The following is a 17148-nucleotide window of genomic DNA, read 5'->3' as shown; positions in this document are numbered from 1 at the left end:
TATGCCCAGGAAGGATGGGACGTCGTGTCGCGTCAGATCTTCCAGCTCATGGTGTCGCTGGCTGGCGTCCGGCCGCCGGTGTGGCGGCGGGTGCTGGTGCCCGGCGGCTACACGCTGGACCGGCTGCACCGGGTGATCCAGCACGCGATGGGCTGGCGCGACTGCCACCTGCACTCGTTCGACGTGGACGGCCGGCAGTACGGCGAGCCCGACCCGGACGGCGAGCTGGCGCTGCGCGACGAGCTGGCGCTGCGCGACGAGCTGGACGTCCGGCTGGACGCGCTCGTGGGCAAGGGCGACCGGTTCCGCTACACGTACGACTTCGGTGACTGGTGGGAGCACGACCTGGTGGTGGAGGACTGCTGCGCCGCCGATCCGGACGAGCGTTACCCGCTGTGCCTGGACGGGGAGCGGGCCTGCCCGCCGGAGGACGTGGGCGGTCCGGGCGGGTACGCGGTCCTGCTGGCCGCGCTCGCCGATCCCGCGCATCCGGAGCATCCGACCATGCGGGAGTGGGCCGGCCCGGCGTTCGATCCGGCCGTGTTCGACCCGGACCGCGCCACCGTCCTGCTGCGCCGCTGCTGCTGACCCGATCCCTCGCGCCATCGACTGCGCGACCAACTGCACCGCCGACCGCGCGACCACTGCACCGCCGACCGCACGACCAGCCGGGCCACCAACCGCGCGCACCCGCCGCGTCACCGACCGCGCGCACCAGCCGGGCCACCGACCGCGCGCACCTGCCGCGTCACCGACCGCGCGACCCGCGGCGCCACCGCCGCACCGCTGACCGCGCGGTCCCCGCGCAGGGGCCGCGCGCCGACGCGGTAACGAAATGGGAACGCTCCCAACGGTCTATTGACACCCCTGTCACCTCCCGGCAACCTCATGGGAGCGCTCCCGAGAGTGGTGCGGATCTCCCTCCTGCCCGCTCCGGCCCGCGCGAAACGCACCCCCCACCACACAGCAGATATCGCCTCACCACCGAAAGAGGGGTCTCGGATGAGCGTCCCAATCCGTCGTCGGCGGTTCGCGGCCATCGCGCTCGCGTCCGTCGTCGTGCTCGGCACCACCGCCGCCTGCGGCGACGACTCGGACAGCGGCGACAGCGGCAGCGGCGGCGGCCCGGTCACCCTGGTCGTCGACGTCTTCGGCGACCAGGGCTTCGGCTACGAAGAGCTGTACAAGCAGTACGAAGCGGAGCACCCGAACGTCAAGATCCAGGAGCGGGGCAAGGGCCTCGGCCTCGGTGACTACAACACCCGTCTGACGCAGCAGATCACCGCGGGCTCGGGTGCCGGCGACGTGGTGGCCCTGGAAGAGGGCACCATCGTCCAGTTCTACGCCCAGGCCGACAAGTTCGTGAACCTGGCCGACCACGGCGCGAACGACCTCAAGGGCAACTTCCTGCCGTGGAAGTGGGAGCAGGGCACCACCCCCGACGGCAAGGTGCTGGGCCTCGGCACCGACGTCGGCTCGATGGCGCTGTGCTACCGCAGCGACCTGTTCAAGGCCGCCGGGCTGCCCACCGACCGCGAGCAGGTCGGCGCGCTCTGGCCGACGTGGGACGAGTTCATCGCCACCGGCCAGAAGTTCGCCGCCGCCGACAAGAAGCACAAGTTCGTCGACTCGGCGACCAACTTCTACAACGTCGTGCTGATGCAGATCGCGGGCCAGGGCACCGGCTACACCTACTACGACAAGAGCAACAAGCTGGTCATCGACCAGAACCCGGACGTGCAGGCCGCGTACCAGCTCACCACCAAGATGATCGCCGCCGGGCTGTCCAACAACCTCCAGTCGTTCTCCAACGAGTGGAACGCCGGCTTCAAGAACGGCACCTTCGCCACCATCGCCTGCCCCGCCTGGATGACCGGTGTCATCAAGGGCCAGGCCGGTGACGCGGCGGCCGGCAAGTGGGACATCGCCAAGGCGCCGGGCGCCGGTGGCAACTGGGGCGGCTCCTTCCTCGGCGTGCCGAAGTCGAGCAAGCACCAGAAGGAGGCCGCGGAGCTGGCCAAGTTCCTGACCAGCGCCAAGGGCCAGATCGGCGCGTACAAGGCGGTCGGCAACCTGCCCTCGAACCCGCAGGCGCTCACCGACCCGGCCGTGGCCGACTCGACCAACGACTACTTCAGCAAGGCCCCGGTCGGCAAGATCTTCGCCGCCGGCGCCACCGACCTGAAGCCGGTCTACCTCGGCCCGAAGAACAACGCGGTCCGCACCGCCGTGGAGAACACGCTGCGCGCCGTGGAGCAGGGCAAGTCGGCCGACGAGCAGTGGCAGGCGGCCCTGAAGAACGGTGCGGCCGCCGGTAAGTGACCGGTTGAGCCGCCCGCGGGTGGCGTCGGCAGCCCTGGCTGCCGGCGCCACCCGCGGTGCCCGCAGAGTCCGGCGTCGCCCGTGTGGCGGGTGACGCCGGCCGAGGAGAAGGACTCCCCATGAGCCTCGACCTGCACGCCGCGGCGCCGCCCGAGCCCGGCGCGCCCCGCGCCGCACGGCACACACGCCGCCGCGCCGCCTCGATGACCCGGCTGGACCTGAAGTACTCGCCGTACCTGTACGTCCTGCCGTTCTTTGTGATCTTCGCCGTGTTCGGCGTGTACCCGATCGCGTACACGGTCTGGATCGCGCTGACCGACCGGTCGCCGCTGAACTCGACGATCTCCTTCGTCGGGATGGACAACTTCGTCGAGCTGATCACCGAGGACCCGCAGTTCTGGAACGCGGTGGTCAACACGTTCGGCATGTTCCTGCTCTCCACAGTGCCCCAGCTGCTGCTGGCGCTGATGCTCGCCAACGCGCTGAACCGGAAGCTGCGCGCGCAGACGTTCTTCCGGATGGCCATCGCGATGCCGATCATCACCTCGACCGCTGTGGTCGCGCTGATCTTCTCGATGATCTACGCCAAGGACTTCGGCCTGGTCAACTGGCTGCTCGACAGCGTCGGCCTGGACCCGATCGACTGGCGGGCGAACCGCTTCGCCTCCTGGTTCGCCATCTCCACCATGGTCGACTGGCGCTGGGTCGGCTACAACGCGCTGATCTACCTGGCCGCCATGCAGTCGATCAGCAAGGACATGTACGAGGCCGCGGCGCTGGACGGCGCCTCCCGGCGGCGCCAGTTCTGGTCCATCACGGTCCCGCAGCTGCGCCCCACGATCATCTTCACGCTGATCATCTCCACCATCGGCGGCCTCCAGCTGTTCACCGAGCCCCTGCTGTTCACCAGCGGCTCGGGCGGTCTCTCCGGTGGTTCGGAGGGCCAGTTCCAGACCATCACGATGTACCTGCTCGACGTGATGAACCAGCGCTTCCGGTGGGGCTACGCCGGGGCGGTCGCGCTCGTGCTCTTCGTGCTCATCGCGTTGATGTCGGCGATCAACTACCTGCTCGCCCGCCGCATCAGCTCCGACAAGTGAGGTGACGAGATGACGACCACCGCCGTCCGCCCGCCCACCCGGCAGAGTCCGCCGGTCAAGACCGCCCACCGGGCCGAGCGGCTCTGGAAGGCCAGCCCGCTCACCATGATCGGCCTGATCTTCGGCGTGCTGCTGTCCCTGTTCCCGTTCTACTGGATGATCGTGATCGCCAGCCGGACGAACGACGCGGCCAACTCCTGGCCTCCGCCGTTCCTGCCCGGCGGCAAGCTCGGCGAGAACATCGAGCGGGTGCTCGCCAACAGCGACGCCAACATCGTCAAGGGCCTGATGAACTCGTTCCTGGTCTCCGGGACGATCACCGTCGCGACCGTGTTCTTCGGCTCGCTGGCCGGCTTCGCGTTCGCCAAGCTCCGCTTCCGGGGCAAGAACGCGCTGCTGCTGATCATCCTCACCTCGATGATGGTGCCGATCCAGCTCGGCGTGCTGCCGCTGTACATCCTGATGGCCAAGCTCGACTGGCTGAACACCATGCCGTCGGTGACCGTCCCGTTCCTGATCGGCGGCTTCGGCATCTTCATGATGCGCCAGTACGCCGAGCAGGCGGTACCGAACGAGTTGATCGAGGCCGCCCGGGTGGACGGCTGCTCGACCTGGCGGGTGTACTGGCACGTGGTGGCACCCGCGCTGCGTCCGGCCGCCGCGGTGCTGGGCCTGCTGACCTTCATGGAGCAGTGGAACCAGTTCTTCTGGCCGTTCGTGGTGCTGGCGGACCCGTCCAACCCGACCGTCCAGATCTCGCTGCGCAGCCTCAACACCGCCTACTTCGCCGACAACTCGCAGATCTTCGCCGGTACGTTGATCGCGACCCTGCCCCTGTTCGTCGTGTTCGTTCTGTTTGGCCGCCAGATCATCGGCGGCATCATGGAAGGCGCCGTCAAGTCGTGAGCAACCCAGCAAGCCCGCCCGCTGTCGGCGTCCTCGACGCCGGTCCGGCCCTCACCTTCCCGTCCGACTTCCTCTGGGGCGCGGCGACCGCCGCGTACCAGATCGAGGGCGGGGCGACGGAGGGCGGCCGTGCCCCGTCGATCTGGGACACCTTCAGCCACACGGAGGGCCGGACGGTGGCCGGGCACACCGGCGACGTGGCGTGTGACCACTACCACCGGATGCCTGACGACGTGCGGCTGATGGCCGACCTGGGCCTGCGGTCGTACCGCTTCTCGGTGAGCTGGCCGCGGGTGCAGCCGGGCGGCACCGGCGGGGTCAACCAGGAGGGCATGGACTTCTACCGCCGGCTGGTCGACGAGCTGCTCGGCCACGGCATCGAGCCGTGGCTGACGCTCTACCACTGGGACATGCCGCAGCCGCTGGAGGACGCGGGCGGCTGGCCGGCCCGGGACACCGCGGCCCGCTTCGCCGAGTACGCCCACCTGGTCGCCGAGGCGCTCGGTGACCGGGTGAAGTACTTCACCACGCTGAACGAGCCGTGGTGCTCGGCGTTCCTCGGCTACGGCTCCGGCGTGCACGCGCCGGGCCGCAGGGACGGCGCGGACGCGGTCCGGGCCGGGCACCACCTGATGCTCGGTCACGGCCTGGCCGTGCAGGCGGTACGCGCGGTCCGCCCGGACGCGCAGCTCGGCATCACAGTCAACCTGTACCCGGTGACCCCGGCGAGCGGCTCGGCGGCGGACGCCGACGCGGCCCGCCGGATCGACGCGCTGGCGAACCGGTTCTTCCTGGACCCGGTGCTGCGCGGGTCGTACCCGGCGGACCTCGTCGCGGACCTGCGTCAGGTCACCGACATGGGGCACGTGCGCGACGGTGACCTGGCGACCATCTCCACGCCGCTGGACATGGTCGGGGTCAACTACTACAGCCGGCACGTGGTGGCCGCGCCGGTCGAGGGCGCGGAGCCGGAGCCCTACTGGCGGGCGCCGTCCTGCTGGCCGGGCAGCGAGGACGTCCGGTTCGTCACCCGGGGTGTCCCGGTGACGGACATGGACTGGGAGATCGACGCCCCGGGCCTGGTGGAGACGCTGGAGCGGGTCCACCGGGAGTACACCGACCTGCCGCTCTACGTCACCGAGAACGGCTCGGCGTTCGTCGACGAGCTGGTCGACGGCCGGGTGGACGACCCGGACCGGCTGGCCTACTTCGCCGCGCACCTGCGCGCGGCGCACGCCGCGATCGAGGCCGGCGTGCCGCTCAAGGGCTACTTCGCCTGGTCGCTTCTGGACAACTTCGAGTGGGCCTGGGGTTACACGAAGCGGTTCGGCATGGTCTATGTCGACTACGACAGCCAGGCCCGGATCGCGAAGTCCAGCGCCAGGTGGTACGCCGACGTGATCCGACGCAACGGACTGCCCGCACAATAAGCTGGGCCAGCCAGTAACGGGCGGCCCGGCGCCGACGCCTCAATCGGTGCCGGGTCCGCCCGACCGTCGGAGGAGCACAACGATGACAACGCAGCGCACCCGCTCGCTCGGGCGTCCGACCCTCGACGCGGTCGCGGCCCGCGCCGGCGTCGGGCGCGGCACGGTCTCCCGCGTGGTCAACGGCTCGCCGCAGGTCAGTCCGGAGGCCCGGGCCGCCGTCCAGCAGGCCATCGCCGAACTGGGGTACGTGCCGAACCGTGCCGCCCGTGCGCTGGTCACCCAGCGGACCGACTCGGTCGCACTGGTCGTGTCCGAGTCGGGGGAGCGGGTCTTCACCGAGCCGTTCTTCGCGGCCATCGTCCGGGGCGTCAGCTCCGGGCTGGTGGAGACGCCGATGCAGCTCTGGCTGGCCATGGTGCAGTCGCCGATCGAGCGGGAACGGGTCGAGCACCACCTGACCAACCAGCACGTGGACGGCGTACTCCTGCTGTCCCTGCACGACGCGGACCCGCTGCCCACGCTGCTGGAGGAGCGCGGTCTCCCGACGGTGCTCGGCGGCCGTCCGGCGCGGATGCTGCACCCGAACGCGCAGCCGGCGTGGTTCGTCGACATGGACAACGTCGGCGGCGCGCGGCAGGCGGTGGAGCACCTGTTCCGCCAGGGCCGCCGGCGGGTCGCGACCATCGCGGGCCCGCAGGACATGGGCGCCGGCCTGGCCCGGCTCTCCGGCTACCAGGAGGCCGTGCGCGCGGCCGGCGGCCGGGTCGACCCGGGCCTGATCGCGTACGGGGACTTCAGCGAGGGCAGCGGCACCGCGGCCATGCGCCGGCTGCTCGACGTCTGCCCGGAGCTGGACGCCGTGTTCGTGGCCTCCGACCTGATGGCGTTCGGCGCGCTGCGCGCGTTGCGCGAGGCCGGCCGCCGGGTGCCCGAGGACGTGGCGGTGATCGGCTTCGACGACGCCCCGATCGCGCGTCAGGCCGAGCCGCCGCTGACCACCGTGTTCCAGCCGGTGGAGGAGATGGGCCGGCAGATGGCCCGGCTGCTGGTGTCCCGCATCCGCGGCGAGGAGGTCCCCTCCCCGCACGTGCTGCTGGACACCGAGCTGATCCACCGGGCCTCCGGCTGACCCACCCCCGGCGACGGGGGAGCGGTCAGGACCAGCGGCGCAGTTCGCGGCGGGCCAGCGACGCGCGGTGGACCTCGTCCGGGCCGTCGGCCAGGCGCAACGTGCGGGCCTGCGCCCACAGTTCGGCCAGCGGGGTGTCCTGGCTGACCCCGGCCCCGCCGTACGCCTGGATGGCCTTGTCGATCACCCACTCGGCCATCAGCGGCGTGGCGATCTTGATGGCCTGGATCTCGCTGTGCGCGCCCTTGTTGCCGACGGTGTCCATCAGCCACGCGGTCTTGAGCACCAGCAGGCGGGCCTGCTCGATCCGGACCCGCGACTCGGCGATCCACTCGCGGACCACGCCCTGCTCGGCGAGCGGGCGGCCGAACGCGATCCGGTCGAGCACGCGCCGGCAGAGCAGCTCCAGGGCCCGCTCGGCCATGCCGATCAGGCGCATGCAGTGGTGGATCCGGCCGGGGCCGAGCCGGGCCTGGGCGATGGCGAACCCGGTGCCCTCCTCGCCGACCAGGTTGTCCACCGGCACCCGGACGTCGGTGAAGTCGATCTCGGCGTGCCCGCCGTGCGGGGCGTCGCTGTAGCCGAAGACCCGCATCCCGCGCCGTACGGTCACGCCGGGGGTGTCCCGGGGGACCAGGATCATGCTCTGCTGGCGGTGCCGGTCGGCGTCCGGGTCGGTCTTGCCCATCACGATGAAGATCTCGCAGCGCGGGTCCATCGCCCCGGACGACCACCACTTGCGGCCGTTGATCACGTAGTGGTCGCCGTCGCGGGTGATCCGGGTGGCGATGTTCGTCGCGTCGGAGGACGCCACCTCCGGCTCGGTCATGCAGAACGCGGACCGGATCTCACCGGCGAGCAGCGGCATGAGCCACTGCTTGCGCTGCTCCTCGGAGCCGAACTCGGCGAGCAGTTCCATGTTGCCGGTGTCCGGCGCGGCGCAGTTGAGCGCCTCCGGGGCCAGGTGCGGGCTGCGGCCGGTCAGCTCGGCCAGCGGCGCGTACTGGAGGTTGGTCAGCCCGGCGCCGTAGCGGGCGTCGGGCAGGAACAGGTTCCACAGCCCGCGCGCCCGCGCCTCGGCTTTGAGTTCCTCCATCACCGGCGGGCGGGCCCAGGGGTCGCCGGCCGCGGCCACCTGCTCGTGGTGCACCGGCTCGGCCGGGTACACGCACTCGGTGAGGAACGCCTCCAGCCGCTGCCGCAGCTCGACCGTCCGGTCGTCGTACGCGAACTCCATCTAGCTCTCCCTCACCGCGTGCAGTCCGTGTGCCACGAGCGGCGCCACCATGTCGCCGATCCGGTCGAAGCCCTCGCCCAGCGTCTGGCCGAGCGTGTGCCGGTAGTGGATGCCCTCGCAGATCACCGCGAGCTTGAAACAGCCGAGTGCCACGTGCCAGTGCAGCGGGCCGACGTCGACGTCGCTGCGCCCGGCGTACCGCTCGATCAGCTCGGCGCCGGTCGGGAAGCCGGCGCGCGGCCCGATGCCGTCGGCGACCGGGTTGCCCTCGCCGTGGTCGCTGTCGCCGAGCACGTCCCAGTACGTCAGCAGCAGCCCGAGGTCGGCCAGCGGGTCGCCGAGCGTGGCCATCTCCCAGTCGAGCACCGCCCGCACCGCCACCGGGTCGACGGTGGCGAGCAGGTTGTCCAGCCGGTAGTCGCCGTGCACGATCCGGCCCGCGTTCGCGCCCTCGGGCACGCTGGCGGCCAGCGCGTCGCGCAGCTCGTCGATGCCGGGCAGCGGCCGGCTGCGGGACCGGTCGAGCTGGCCGGCCCAGCGGCGCACCTGCCGGGCCAGGTAGCCCTCCGGGCGGCCGAAGTCGGCCAGCCCTACCTCGGCCGGCTCGACCCGGTGCAGCGTGGCGAGCGTGTCCATCATCGCCATGGCGAGGTCACGCCGCTGGGCGGCGGTGAGCGCGTCGGTCTGCTCGCGCCGCCGGTAGACCTCGCCGTCGACCTTCGCCATCAGGTAGAACGGCGCGCCGATGACGCTCTCGTCGGTGCACAGCAGCAGCGCCTCCGGCACCGGTACGCCGGTCGGCGTGAGCGCCGAGATCACCCGGTGCTCGCGGGCCATGTCGTGCGCGGTGGCCAGCACGTGCCCCAGGGGCGGCCGGCGCAGCACCACCTCGCGGTCGCCGGCGCGCAGCAGGTAGGTGAGGTTGGACTTGCCGCCGGCGATCAGCCGCGCCGACAGCGGCCCGCTCAGGTCCGGCCGGTGGACGGCCAGGTGGGCGGCGAGCCGGTCGAGGTCGAGCCCGCGTGGGGCCGGACCGGTCGAGGGCGCGGCGACATCGGCGGCCGGATCGGTCATCCGATTAGTTGATGGCAGCTCAGCTTTGTTGTCAAGGTCGGGTTTTCCCGGCGGGACATGCCCTTGCAACAGGGGCGAAATGGTCAACCGGCAGGCTGGGCCCAGCCTGCCGGCCGCTCGGCCGGCCCGCCGAGCGGAGGGGATCAGACATGCTGCTGAGAGTTCGGGTGACCCTGCCGGACCGTCCGGGCACGCTCGGCCAGGTGGCCCGGACACTCGGCGTCTCCGGCGCGGACATCGTGCAGGTGGTGGTGCTGGAACGGCTCGGCGGCCGGGCGGTGGACGACTTCACGGTGGTCTGGCCGGGTGCGGCGCGGGTGGAGCGGATGCTCGCCGGGCTGGCCGCGATCCCCGGCGTCCGGGTGGACGGCGTGTGGCGGGCGATCGGCGCGCCCACCACCACCGGGCAGGACGCCGAACTGCTCGCCCAGGTGGCGGCGAACCCGGTCGACGGGGTGGCCACGCTCGTCGACGCGGTGCCGGGGCTGCTCGCCGCGGACTGGGCGGTGGTCGCCGTCGTACCCCTGGACTGGGCCTCGCGCAGCGGCGAGGCCGGCGTCGCCGCGATCGGGCACGCGAGCTGGCGGGCGCCGGTGCCGCCGCGGCTGCCGGAGGTGACCCCGCTGCGGGCGCGCGCCATGACCAGCCCGGACGGGCACCACTACGCGGTGGCGCCGTTCGGCCGGGCCGGGCTGGTGCTCGTGGTCGCCCGTGACCACAGCGAACCGCTCGCCGCCGCCGGGTTCCACTCCACCGAGGTGGACCGGCTCGCCCAGCTCGTCCGCGCCGGCGCGGTGATCCTCGGCGACCGGCTGGACCTGGTCGGCACGCCGCCCGTGACCACCGTCACCTGACCGGACGGCCCACGTCACCCGGGGGCAACGGGCCCGCAACAGGCGCACGGCATGGTCGGTGCCGAGGAAGGGAGACAACCATGGCGCTCTGGCGGATCCGAGCCACGGTGGACGACCGGCCGGGTTACCTGTCGGTGCTCACGGCGAGCCTCGCGTTGCGCGGGGTCAACATCCTCAGCGTGCAGGTGCACACCACCGAGGCCGGCGCGGTCGACGACTTCCTGGTCGACGCGCCCGAGCAGGTGACCGAGGCGGAGCTGCGGGCCGCCGTGGAGCGGGGCCGGGGCCGGGACTGCTGGATCGCGCGCAGCGGGGCGCGCGGGCTGGCCGACGAGCCGACCCGGCTGCTCGGGCTCGCCGGGCGGCTGGTGCGAGACCCGGAGGCGACCGGCGAGGTGCTGCGCACGCTGCTCGGCGCCGACTCGGTGACCTGGCGTCCGACGCCCGCCACCGCGCCGGGCGGGGTGGGCGGCACCACGATGGTGCTCGCCGACCCGGCCGGCGGCGCCCACGAACTGCATCGCCGGGAGCCCAGCTTCACCCCGGCCGAGTACGCCCGCGCACAGGCCCTGGTCGAGCTGGCGGCGACACTGGCCCGGCGGGACGCTGACCGGATCACGCTGGTGCTGCCGGACGGCGGTGAGGTGTCGGTGCGGGCCGCGACCGCCGAGGACGTCCCCGGCGTACGTGACCTGCACGCCGCCTGCTCGGCGCGCAGCCGGCAGCGGCGCTACCTGAGCGGGGCGGCGGACCCGTCGCCGGCCCGGCTGCGCCGGCTGCTGGAACCGGCGCGGGGCGTGACACTGCTCGCCACGGCGGGCTCCGGCGGGGCGGCGGAGCCGGTCGTGGCGATGGCGAACCTGCTCGGCGAGGGCGACGAGGCCGAGGCGGCGCTGCTGGTCCGCGACGACTGGCAGCGCCGGGGCCTCGGCTCGGCGCTGCTGCGCCGCCTGGTGGGCCACGCCGACCGTGCCGGATACGCCGCCGTGCTGCTGCACGTGCAGTCCGAGAACACGCCGATGCTGCGGACGCTGCGCCGGCTGGACCGGCCGGTGGCGATGGAACGCGACGGCGGCGTGCTGACCGCGACGCTGCCGCTGGCCGCACGGCCGGCGGCCGAGCCGGCCGCGCGGGCCGGGGTGACGGTGCCGGCACAGCGGTCGAGTTGAGCTGACGGCCGCCGGCCGGATCCCGGAGGTGCGCCGCAACGGCGCGGCACACCCGAGGGGTACGGCCCGACGGCCGGAACCGGCGCGGTCACGCGCCACCCGGGCCGACCTCCGATACGGGGGACGGTGACACGGCGGGGCTCCCGATGCGGGGGCCCCGCCCGTCTGTGTGCGATCAGGTGGCCGGGTAGCTGTTGTAGTCGGGGAAGTTGCCGTAGAGCCGGCCGTCACCACCGACTGTGACCGCCTGCACGAGCAGGTCGCCGCCGACGAACGCGCCCTTCCAGGACGCGCCCCGGCCGCCGAACGGCTCGTCCCGGTCGCCCCGGGACCGCGGCTTGTTGATGCCCACCTTGAACGCCTGGAGGTCCACCGCCAGCTTGCCGGCGAGCTCCTCGTCGTCGCAGGCGAGCGACGCGACGAGCGCGCCGTTGGAGGCGTTCATCTGGGCCAGCAGCTCGTCGGTGGTGTCCACCACGACGATGGTGTCGACCGGGCCGAACGGCTCGGCGTGCATGAGGCGGGACCGGCCGGGCGGGGCCAGCAGCACGGCCGGTGCGACGTACGCGGACGTGTCCTGCCCGTCCAGGAACGGTGCGCCGTCGAGCTTGCCGCGGTGCAGCGGCACGGCGCCGCCGCGTACCGCCTCGTCGACCTTGCGCCGCAGCTCGTCGGCCTTCGCCCCGCTGATCAGCGGCCCGAAGTCCAGCTCGGGCAGCGGGTCGCCGGCCGACCAGTCGTCGCCGACGGCGAGCGGGTGCCCGAACCGGATCGACCGGACCACAGGCAGGTACATGTCGAGGAACTCGTCGACCAGGTCGCGCTGGACCACGAACCGGGGGTACGCGGTGCAGCGCTGCTTGCCGTACTCGAAGCCCTTGCGCAGGTGGGCGGCGAGCGAGTCCCACTGGGAGAAGTTCCAGATGCCCCAGGCGTTGAGGCCCTCCTGCTCGATGAAGTGCCGCTTGTCGCAGTCGAGCAGCGCGGCGGCGACCTTGCCGCCGTTGGAGCGCCCGCCGACGAACGCCACCGCGCCGATCTCCGGTGCGCGGACGAGCACCTCGGACAGTTCCTCGCCGCTGCCGGACAGCAGCGTGGCGGGCAGCCCGGCGCGGCGCATCAGCGCGTGCGCGACGGTGAGGCAGACCGCGCCGCCCTGCGACGGGGTCTTGGCGATCACCGCGTTGCCGGCGAGCAGCTGCACCAGCTCGGCGTGCACGAGCACGCTCATCGGGTAGTTCCAGGAGGCGATGTTGCTGACCGGGCCGGGCAGCGGCTCCCGCCCGTCGGCGAGCATCCGCTCGATCTCCTGCGCGTACCAGCGCACGCCGTCCAGCGCGCGGTCCACGTCGGCGCAGGCCAGGCGCCACGGCTTGCCGATCTCCCAGACCAGCAGCAGGGCGAGCAGGTCGCGGTGTGCGGTGAGCGCGTCGAGGGCGTCGGTGACCCGGGCGACGCGCTCGGCCAGCGGGGTCTGTGCCCACTCCCGGTGCGCGTCGGCGGCGTGGGCGACGGCGGCGCGGGCCGTCTCGGCGTCGAGCCGGGCGAGGTTCACCAGCACCGTGTTGTCCACCGGGGTCCGTACGGCGGTGGGCGTGCCGAGCGCGCGCCAGTCGCCCTGGACGAGGTTGTGCAGCGTCGTGGTGCCGTCGGGGCCGGTGCCGAACGCCTCGGGTGTGGCGGCCACCGCCCGGGCGAGGGTGTCGGACCAGGAGGTGCCCTCGGCGAGTCGTAGAGCCATCGCGATCTCCTCAGTGTCGTCCGGGGAGCGGCGGCGTCGATGGCACCGCAGGTGAGGCGTACTGTCCCGCGGGCCGGAGCGGCCGGGCAACCGTACGCTCGTATGCCAGGACGGCCGCGCCGCCGACGACAGCCCGGCGGCTGCATTCACCACCGTGACGATGCCGCTGAGCTGGGACCGAATACGCTCTATATCGACAAATATCGATGGTGTGATCCAGCTCCCGATGGTTACCCGTGAGTACGCCCGGGCGGCCCGGATCAGCGCGCTCTTCCCCTGTGATGAACGGCGCATTACATTGTCGATTGTCCATGGGAGCGCTCCCGAACCTCTCAGGGACACCCCACCACCACCGCCACGCGGCAGCCGGAGCCCTGCGATACCGTCCCCGCTCCGGCTGCCGCCCGGCGCCAGCCACAGGAGCTCGCCATGCCCCGTCCGATTCCGCCGCCGGGAGGCCGGTCCCGGCTCCGCCGGCTGTTCGCCGCCGGCGCCGCGCTGGCCGTCGGCCTGGCCACGGCCGCCGCCGCCCCGCCACCCGCGTCCGCCTCCGCCGCACAGGCCGCGCCCGCGTTCAACTACGCCGAGGCGTTGCAGAAGTCGCTGTTCTTCTACGAGGCGCAGCAGTCGGGCCGCAAGCCCTCCTGGAACCGGGTCTCCTGGCGCGGCGACTCGGCGCTCACCGACGGCGCCGACGTCGGCGTCGACCTCACCGGCGGCTGGTACGACGCCGGCGACCACGTGAAGTTCGGCTTCCCGATGGCGTTCAGCGCCACCATGCTGGCGTGGGGCGCGGTCGAGTACCGCGACGGGTACGTCGCCTCCGGCCAGCTCACCCACCTGCTGAACAACCTGCGCTTCGTCAACGACTACTTCGTCAAGGCGCACTCCGCCCCGAACGTCCTCTACGGACAGGTCGGCAAGGGCGACGACGACCACAAGTGGTGGGGTCCGGCCGAGGTGATGCCGATGGCGCGGCCCGCGTACAAGATCGACGCGAGCTGTGGCGGCGCGGACCTGGCGGGGGAGACGGCGGCCGCGATGGCCGCCTCGTCCATGGTGTTCCGGTCCACCGACGCGGCCTACGCGGACAAGCTGCTCGGCCACGCCAAGCAGCTCTACGCGTTCGCCGACACCGTGCGGAAGAACTACCACGAGTGCATCACCGACGCGACGAGCTTCTACAAGTCGTGGAGCGGCTACCAGGACGAACTGGTCTGGGGCGCGATCTGGCTGTACCGGGCCACCGGCGACGCCACCTACCTCGCCAAGGCCGAGAGCGAGTACGACAAGCTCGGCACCGAGCCGCAGTCCACCACCCGCTCCTACAAGTGGACCATCGCCTGGGACAACAAGCAGTTCGGCGCGTACGTGCTGCTGGCGAACCTCACCGGCAAGCAGAAGTACGTCGACGACGCCAACCGGTGGCTCGACTACTGGACGGTGGGCGTCAACGGTCAGCGGGTGCCGTACTCGCCGGGCGGGATGGCGGTGCTCGACTCGTGGGGCGCGCTGCGGTACGCCTCCAACACCGCGTTCGCCGCGCTCGTCTACAGCGACAGGACCACGGACACCACCCGTAAGGCGCGCTACCACGACTTCGCGGTCCGGCAGATCAACTACGCGCTCGGCGACAACCCGCGCAACTCCAGCTACCAGATCGGCTTCGGCACCAACTCGCCGCGCAACCCGCACCACCGCACCGCGCACGGCTCCTGGTGGGACAGCCAGACCGTGCCCACCGAGACCCGGCACGTGCTCTACGGCGCGCTGGTCGGCGGCCCGTCCTCGGCCAACGACGCATACACCGACAGCCGGTCGGACTACGTGATGAACGAGGTCGCCACCGACTACAACGCCGGCTTCACCTCCGCGCTGGCCCGGCTCACGAACGAGTACGGCGGCAGCCCGCGCGCCGGTTTCCCGTCCGCCGAGACGCCCGACCTGGACGAGCTGACTGTGGAGACCACAGTGATGCAGGCCGAGCCGCGCGCCACCGGGCTCAAGGCGATCATCTACAACAAGTCGGCGTTCCCGGCCCGGGCGCTGACGACCGGAAAGTTCCGGTACTTCTTCCGGCCCGACGGCACCGGACCGGTCACCGTCACGCCCGGCTACACCCAGGGCTGCCCGTCGCCGTCGACGGCGAAGCAGTTCTCCGGCGACATCTGGTACGTCGAGGTCGACTGCACCGGCTACACCATCGCTCCGGCCGGGCAGTCGCAGCACCGGATGGAGGTCCAGTTCAAGATCGGGGTGCCGGAGGGCGGCACCTGGGATCCGGCGAACGACCCGTCCTACCAGGCCACCGCGGGGCCGAACCGGAAGGTGCCGCTCTACTCCGGTGGCGTCCGCGTCTGGGGCGAGGAGCCCGGCCCGGTCACCCCTGACACCACCGCGCCCACAGTGCCCGGCACGCCCGTCGCGTCCGCCGTCACGTCGAGCGGGCTCACGCTGACCTGGGCCGCGTCCACCGACACCGGCGGCAGCGGCCTGGCCGGGTACGAGATCACCCAGTCGCAGACCGGAAGCGACGCGCTGGTGCTGCGGACCGCCACCACAAACACGCTCGCGGTGACCGGGCTGGCCCCGGAACGGACGTACCAGTTCACAGTGCGGGCGCTCGACGGTGCCGGCAACCGCTCGGCGGCGTCGGCGGCGCTGGCCGTCACCACGCCGGCCGGCCCGGCGCCGGACACCACACCGCCGACCGCGCCGGGCGCGCCCACCGCCTCCGCGGTCGGCCCGACCGGCCTGACGCTGACCTGGGGCCCGTCCACCGACGCGGTGGGCGTCACCGGGTACCGCGTCTACCGCGGCGGGAACGTCCTGGTCGGCTCCGCCACCGGCACCACGCTGGCGGTGACCGGGCTGACCGCCTCCACCACGTACACGTTCACAGTGGTGGCGGTGGACGCGGCCGGCAACGTCTCGCCCGCGTCGCCCGGCGTCACGGTGACCACCACGGCCCCGCCCGCCGGCGGCTCCTGCGCGGTGACCTGGACGGCGAACACCTGGGACACCGGGTTCACCGCGAACATCACTGTCGCCAACACCGGCACCACGGCGATCAACGGCTGGACGCTGGCGTTCACCTTCGGCAACAGCGGCCAGAAGGTCGGGCAGGCCTGGTCGGCGAACGTGACGCAGACCGGCACGGCGGTGACCGCGTCGAACCTGTCCTACAACGGGACGCTGGCGCCGGGCGCGTCGACGAGCTTCGGCTTCAACGGCACCCACACCGGCGCCAACCCGAGGCCCACCGCGTTCACGCTGAACGGCTCCGCCTGCACCGTCTCCTGACCGCCGAGGCGGCGTGGCGTGGCCGGTACCGCACCCCGGGGGACCGGCCACGCCACGCCATGCCTCGCGCGACCAAAAACGTTCCGAAACTTTTCCGAAACACCATTGTCCCCGCCGATGCGCGATGGAAGCATCGACGGAGCTAGATACCCCAATCGAGACGTCCAGTCGTTCCGCCCCGACGGCCTGGGTGTTGGCCAGTAAGGAGGCCAAGATGGCAATGAGCCCATCCGTTCATCGCGGCGGGAGTCGACGACGGCGATCACCGGCCGTCCGGGCGCTGCTCGCCGGCGCGGTCAGCGCCGTGACGGTGGCAGCCGTCGCGGTGATGATGCCGTCGGCGAACGCCGCCGCGTCCACGCTGGGCGCCGCCGCCACGCAGTCGGGCCGGTACTTCGGCACCGCCATCGCGGCGGGCCGGCTCGGCGACTCGACGTACAGCACGATCGCCGGACGTGAGTTCAACATGATCACCGCCGAGAACGAGATGAAGCCGGACGCGACCCAGCCCCAGCGGGGCCAGTTCAACTTCAACTCCGGTGACCAGATCTACAACTGGGCGACCCAGCGCGGCTTGAAGGTCCGTGGCCACACGCTGGCGTGGCACGCGCAGCAGCCGGGCTGGATGCAGAGCCTGAGCGGCAGCAACCTGCGTCAGGCGATGGTCGACCACATCAACGGCGTGATGGGCCACTACCGGGGCAAGCTGGCCGCGTGGGACGTGGTGAACGAGGCGTTCAACGAGGACGGCAGCCGCCGCCAGTCGAACCTGCAGGGCACCGGTAACGACTGGATCGAGGTGGCGTTCCGTACCGCTCGGGCGGCGGATCCGTCGGTGAAGCTCTGCTACAACGACTACAACATCGAGAACTGGTCGTACGGC

General features: G+C 72.1%; 13 protein-coding genes. 10 read left to right on the top strand and 3 right to left on the bottom strand.

Annotated features, from left to right (window positions below; all coding sequences use genetic code 11):
- Positions 1-24 precede the first annotated feature (24 nt).
- The 6 genes from IF06_RS0128510 to IF06_RS0128485 all read left to right on the top strand — a co-directional run bounded on the left by IF06_RS0128510 (position 25) and on the right by IF06_RS0128485 (position 6887).
- Positions 25-588, top strand: a complete 564-nt coding sequence (locus tag IF06_RS0128510; RefSeq protein WP_030274683.1) for a plasmid pRiA4b ORF-3 family protein — start codon at positions 25-27, stop codon at positions 586-588.
- Between the two features lie 414 nt (positions 589-1002).
- Complete coding sequence (locus IF06_RS0128505; RefSeq protein WP_013284855.1) at positions 1003-2322, top strand: ABC transporter substrate-binding protein; 1320 nt, start codon at positions 1003-1005, stop codon at positions 2320-2322.
- A 119-nt stretch (positions 2323-2441) separates the two neighbouring features.
- Positions 2442-3422 carry a carbohydrate ABC transporter permease gene (locus IF06_RS0128500; protein ID WP_013284856.1) on the top strand — a complete coding sequence of 327 codons (981 nt, stop codon included), beginning with the start codon at positions 2442-2444 and terminating at the stop codon, positions 3420-3422.
- 105 nt (positions 3423-3527) lie between these two features.
- On the top strand, positions 3528-4328 hold the full coding sequence (locus IF06_RS0128495) for a carbohydrate ABC transporter permease (RefSeq protein WP_030274682.1): 801 nt from the start codon (positions 3528-3530) through the stop codon (positions 4326-4328).
- Positions 4325-5758, top strand: a complete 1434-nt coding sequence (locus IF06_RS0128490; RefSeq protein WP_013284858.1) for a GH1 family beta-glucosidase — start codon at positions 4325-4327, stop codon at positions 5756-5758. Before IF06_RS0128495 ends, IF06_RS0128490 begins: the two co-directional genes overlap by 4 nt.
- 82 nt (positions 5759-5840) lie before the next feature.
- Positions 5841-6887, top strand: a complete 1047-nt coding sequence (locus tag IF06_RS0128485) for a LacI family DNA-binding transcriptional regulator (protein WP_013284859.1) — start codon at positions 5841-5843, stop codon at positions 6885-6887.
- Positions 6888-6912: 25 nt separating this feature from the next.
- Here the strand turns inward: IF06_RS0128485 and IF06_RS0128480 are convergent, their stop codons facing one another.
- Positions 6913-8124 carry an acyl-CoA dehydrogenase family protein gene (locus IF06_RS0128480; RefSeq protein WP_030274680.1) on the bottom strand — a complete coding sequence of 404 codons (1212 nt, stop codon included), beginning with the start codon at positions 8122-8124 and terminating at the stop codon, positions 6913-6915.
- Positions 8125-9198 carry a phosphotransferase family protein gene (locus IF06_RS0128475; RefSeq protein WP_030274677.1) on the bottom strand — a complete coding sequence of 358 codons (1074 nt, stop codon included), beginning with the start codon at positions 9196-9198 and terminating at the stop codon, positions 8125-8127.
- A 149-nt stretch (positions 9199-9347) separates the two neighbouring features.
- Between IF06_RS0128475 and IF06_RS0128470 the strand changes: the two genes are divergently transcribed.
- Together IF06_RS0128470 and IF06_RS0128465 are read left to right on the top strand one after the other, a co-directional pair.
- Entirely contained in the window at positions 9348-10052 is a 705-nt protein-coding gene (locus tag IF06_RS0128470; protein WP_013474552.1) for an amino acid-binding protein, read from the top strand.
- 80 nt (positions 10053-10132) lie between these two features.
- Positions 10133-11221, top strand: coding sequence for a GNAT family N-acetyltransferase (locus tag IF06_RS0128465; RefSeq protein ID WP_030274675.1), 1089 nt, complete (start codon positions 10133-10135; stop codon positions 11219-11221).
- 175 nt (positions 11222-11396) lie between these two features.
- On the opposite strand, the gene IF06_RS0128460 is transcribed toward IF06_RS0128465, so the two are convergent.
- Positions 11397-12962 (bottom strand): aldehyde dehydrogenase family protein, encoded by a 1566-nt coding sequence (locus tag IF06_RS0128460; RefSeq protein ID WP_030274673.1) that lies wholly within the window; start codon positions 12960-12962, stop codon positions 11397-11399.
- A 429-nt stretch (positions 12963-13391) separates the two neighbouring features.
- Between IF06_RS0128460 and IF06_RS0128455 the strand changes: the two genes are divergently transcribed.
- Together IF06_RS0128455 and IF06_RS0128450 are read left to right on the top strand one after the other, a co-directional pair.
- Positions 13392-16265: a glycoside hydrolase family 9 protein gene (locus tag IF06_RS0128455; protein WP_030274671.1), complete on the top strand. Its 2874-nt coding sequence runs from the start codon at positions 13392-13394 to the stop codon at positions 16263-16265.
- A 214-nt stretch (positions 16266-16479) separates the two neighbouring features.
- On the top strand, positions 16480-17148 hold a 669-nt coding region (locus IF06_RS0128450; RefSeq protein ID WP_198039694.1), incomplete at its 3' end, for an endo-1,4-beta-xylanase.

This window comes from Micromonospora globosa (assembly GCF_000717585.1).
In the GTDB taxonomy this organism is placed as follows: Bacteria; Actinomycetota; Actinomycetes; order Mycobacteriales; family Micromonosporaceae; genus Micromonospora; species Micromonospora aurantiaca.
The sequence above is the reverse complement of the archived record's forward strand: the minus strand, read 5'-3'. Positions and strand labels throughout refer to the sequence as shown.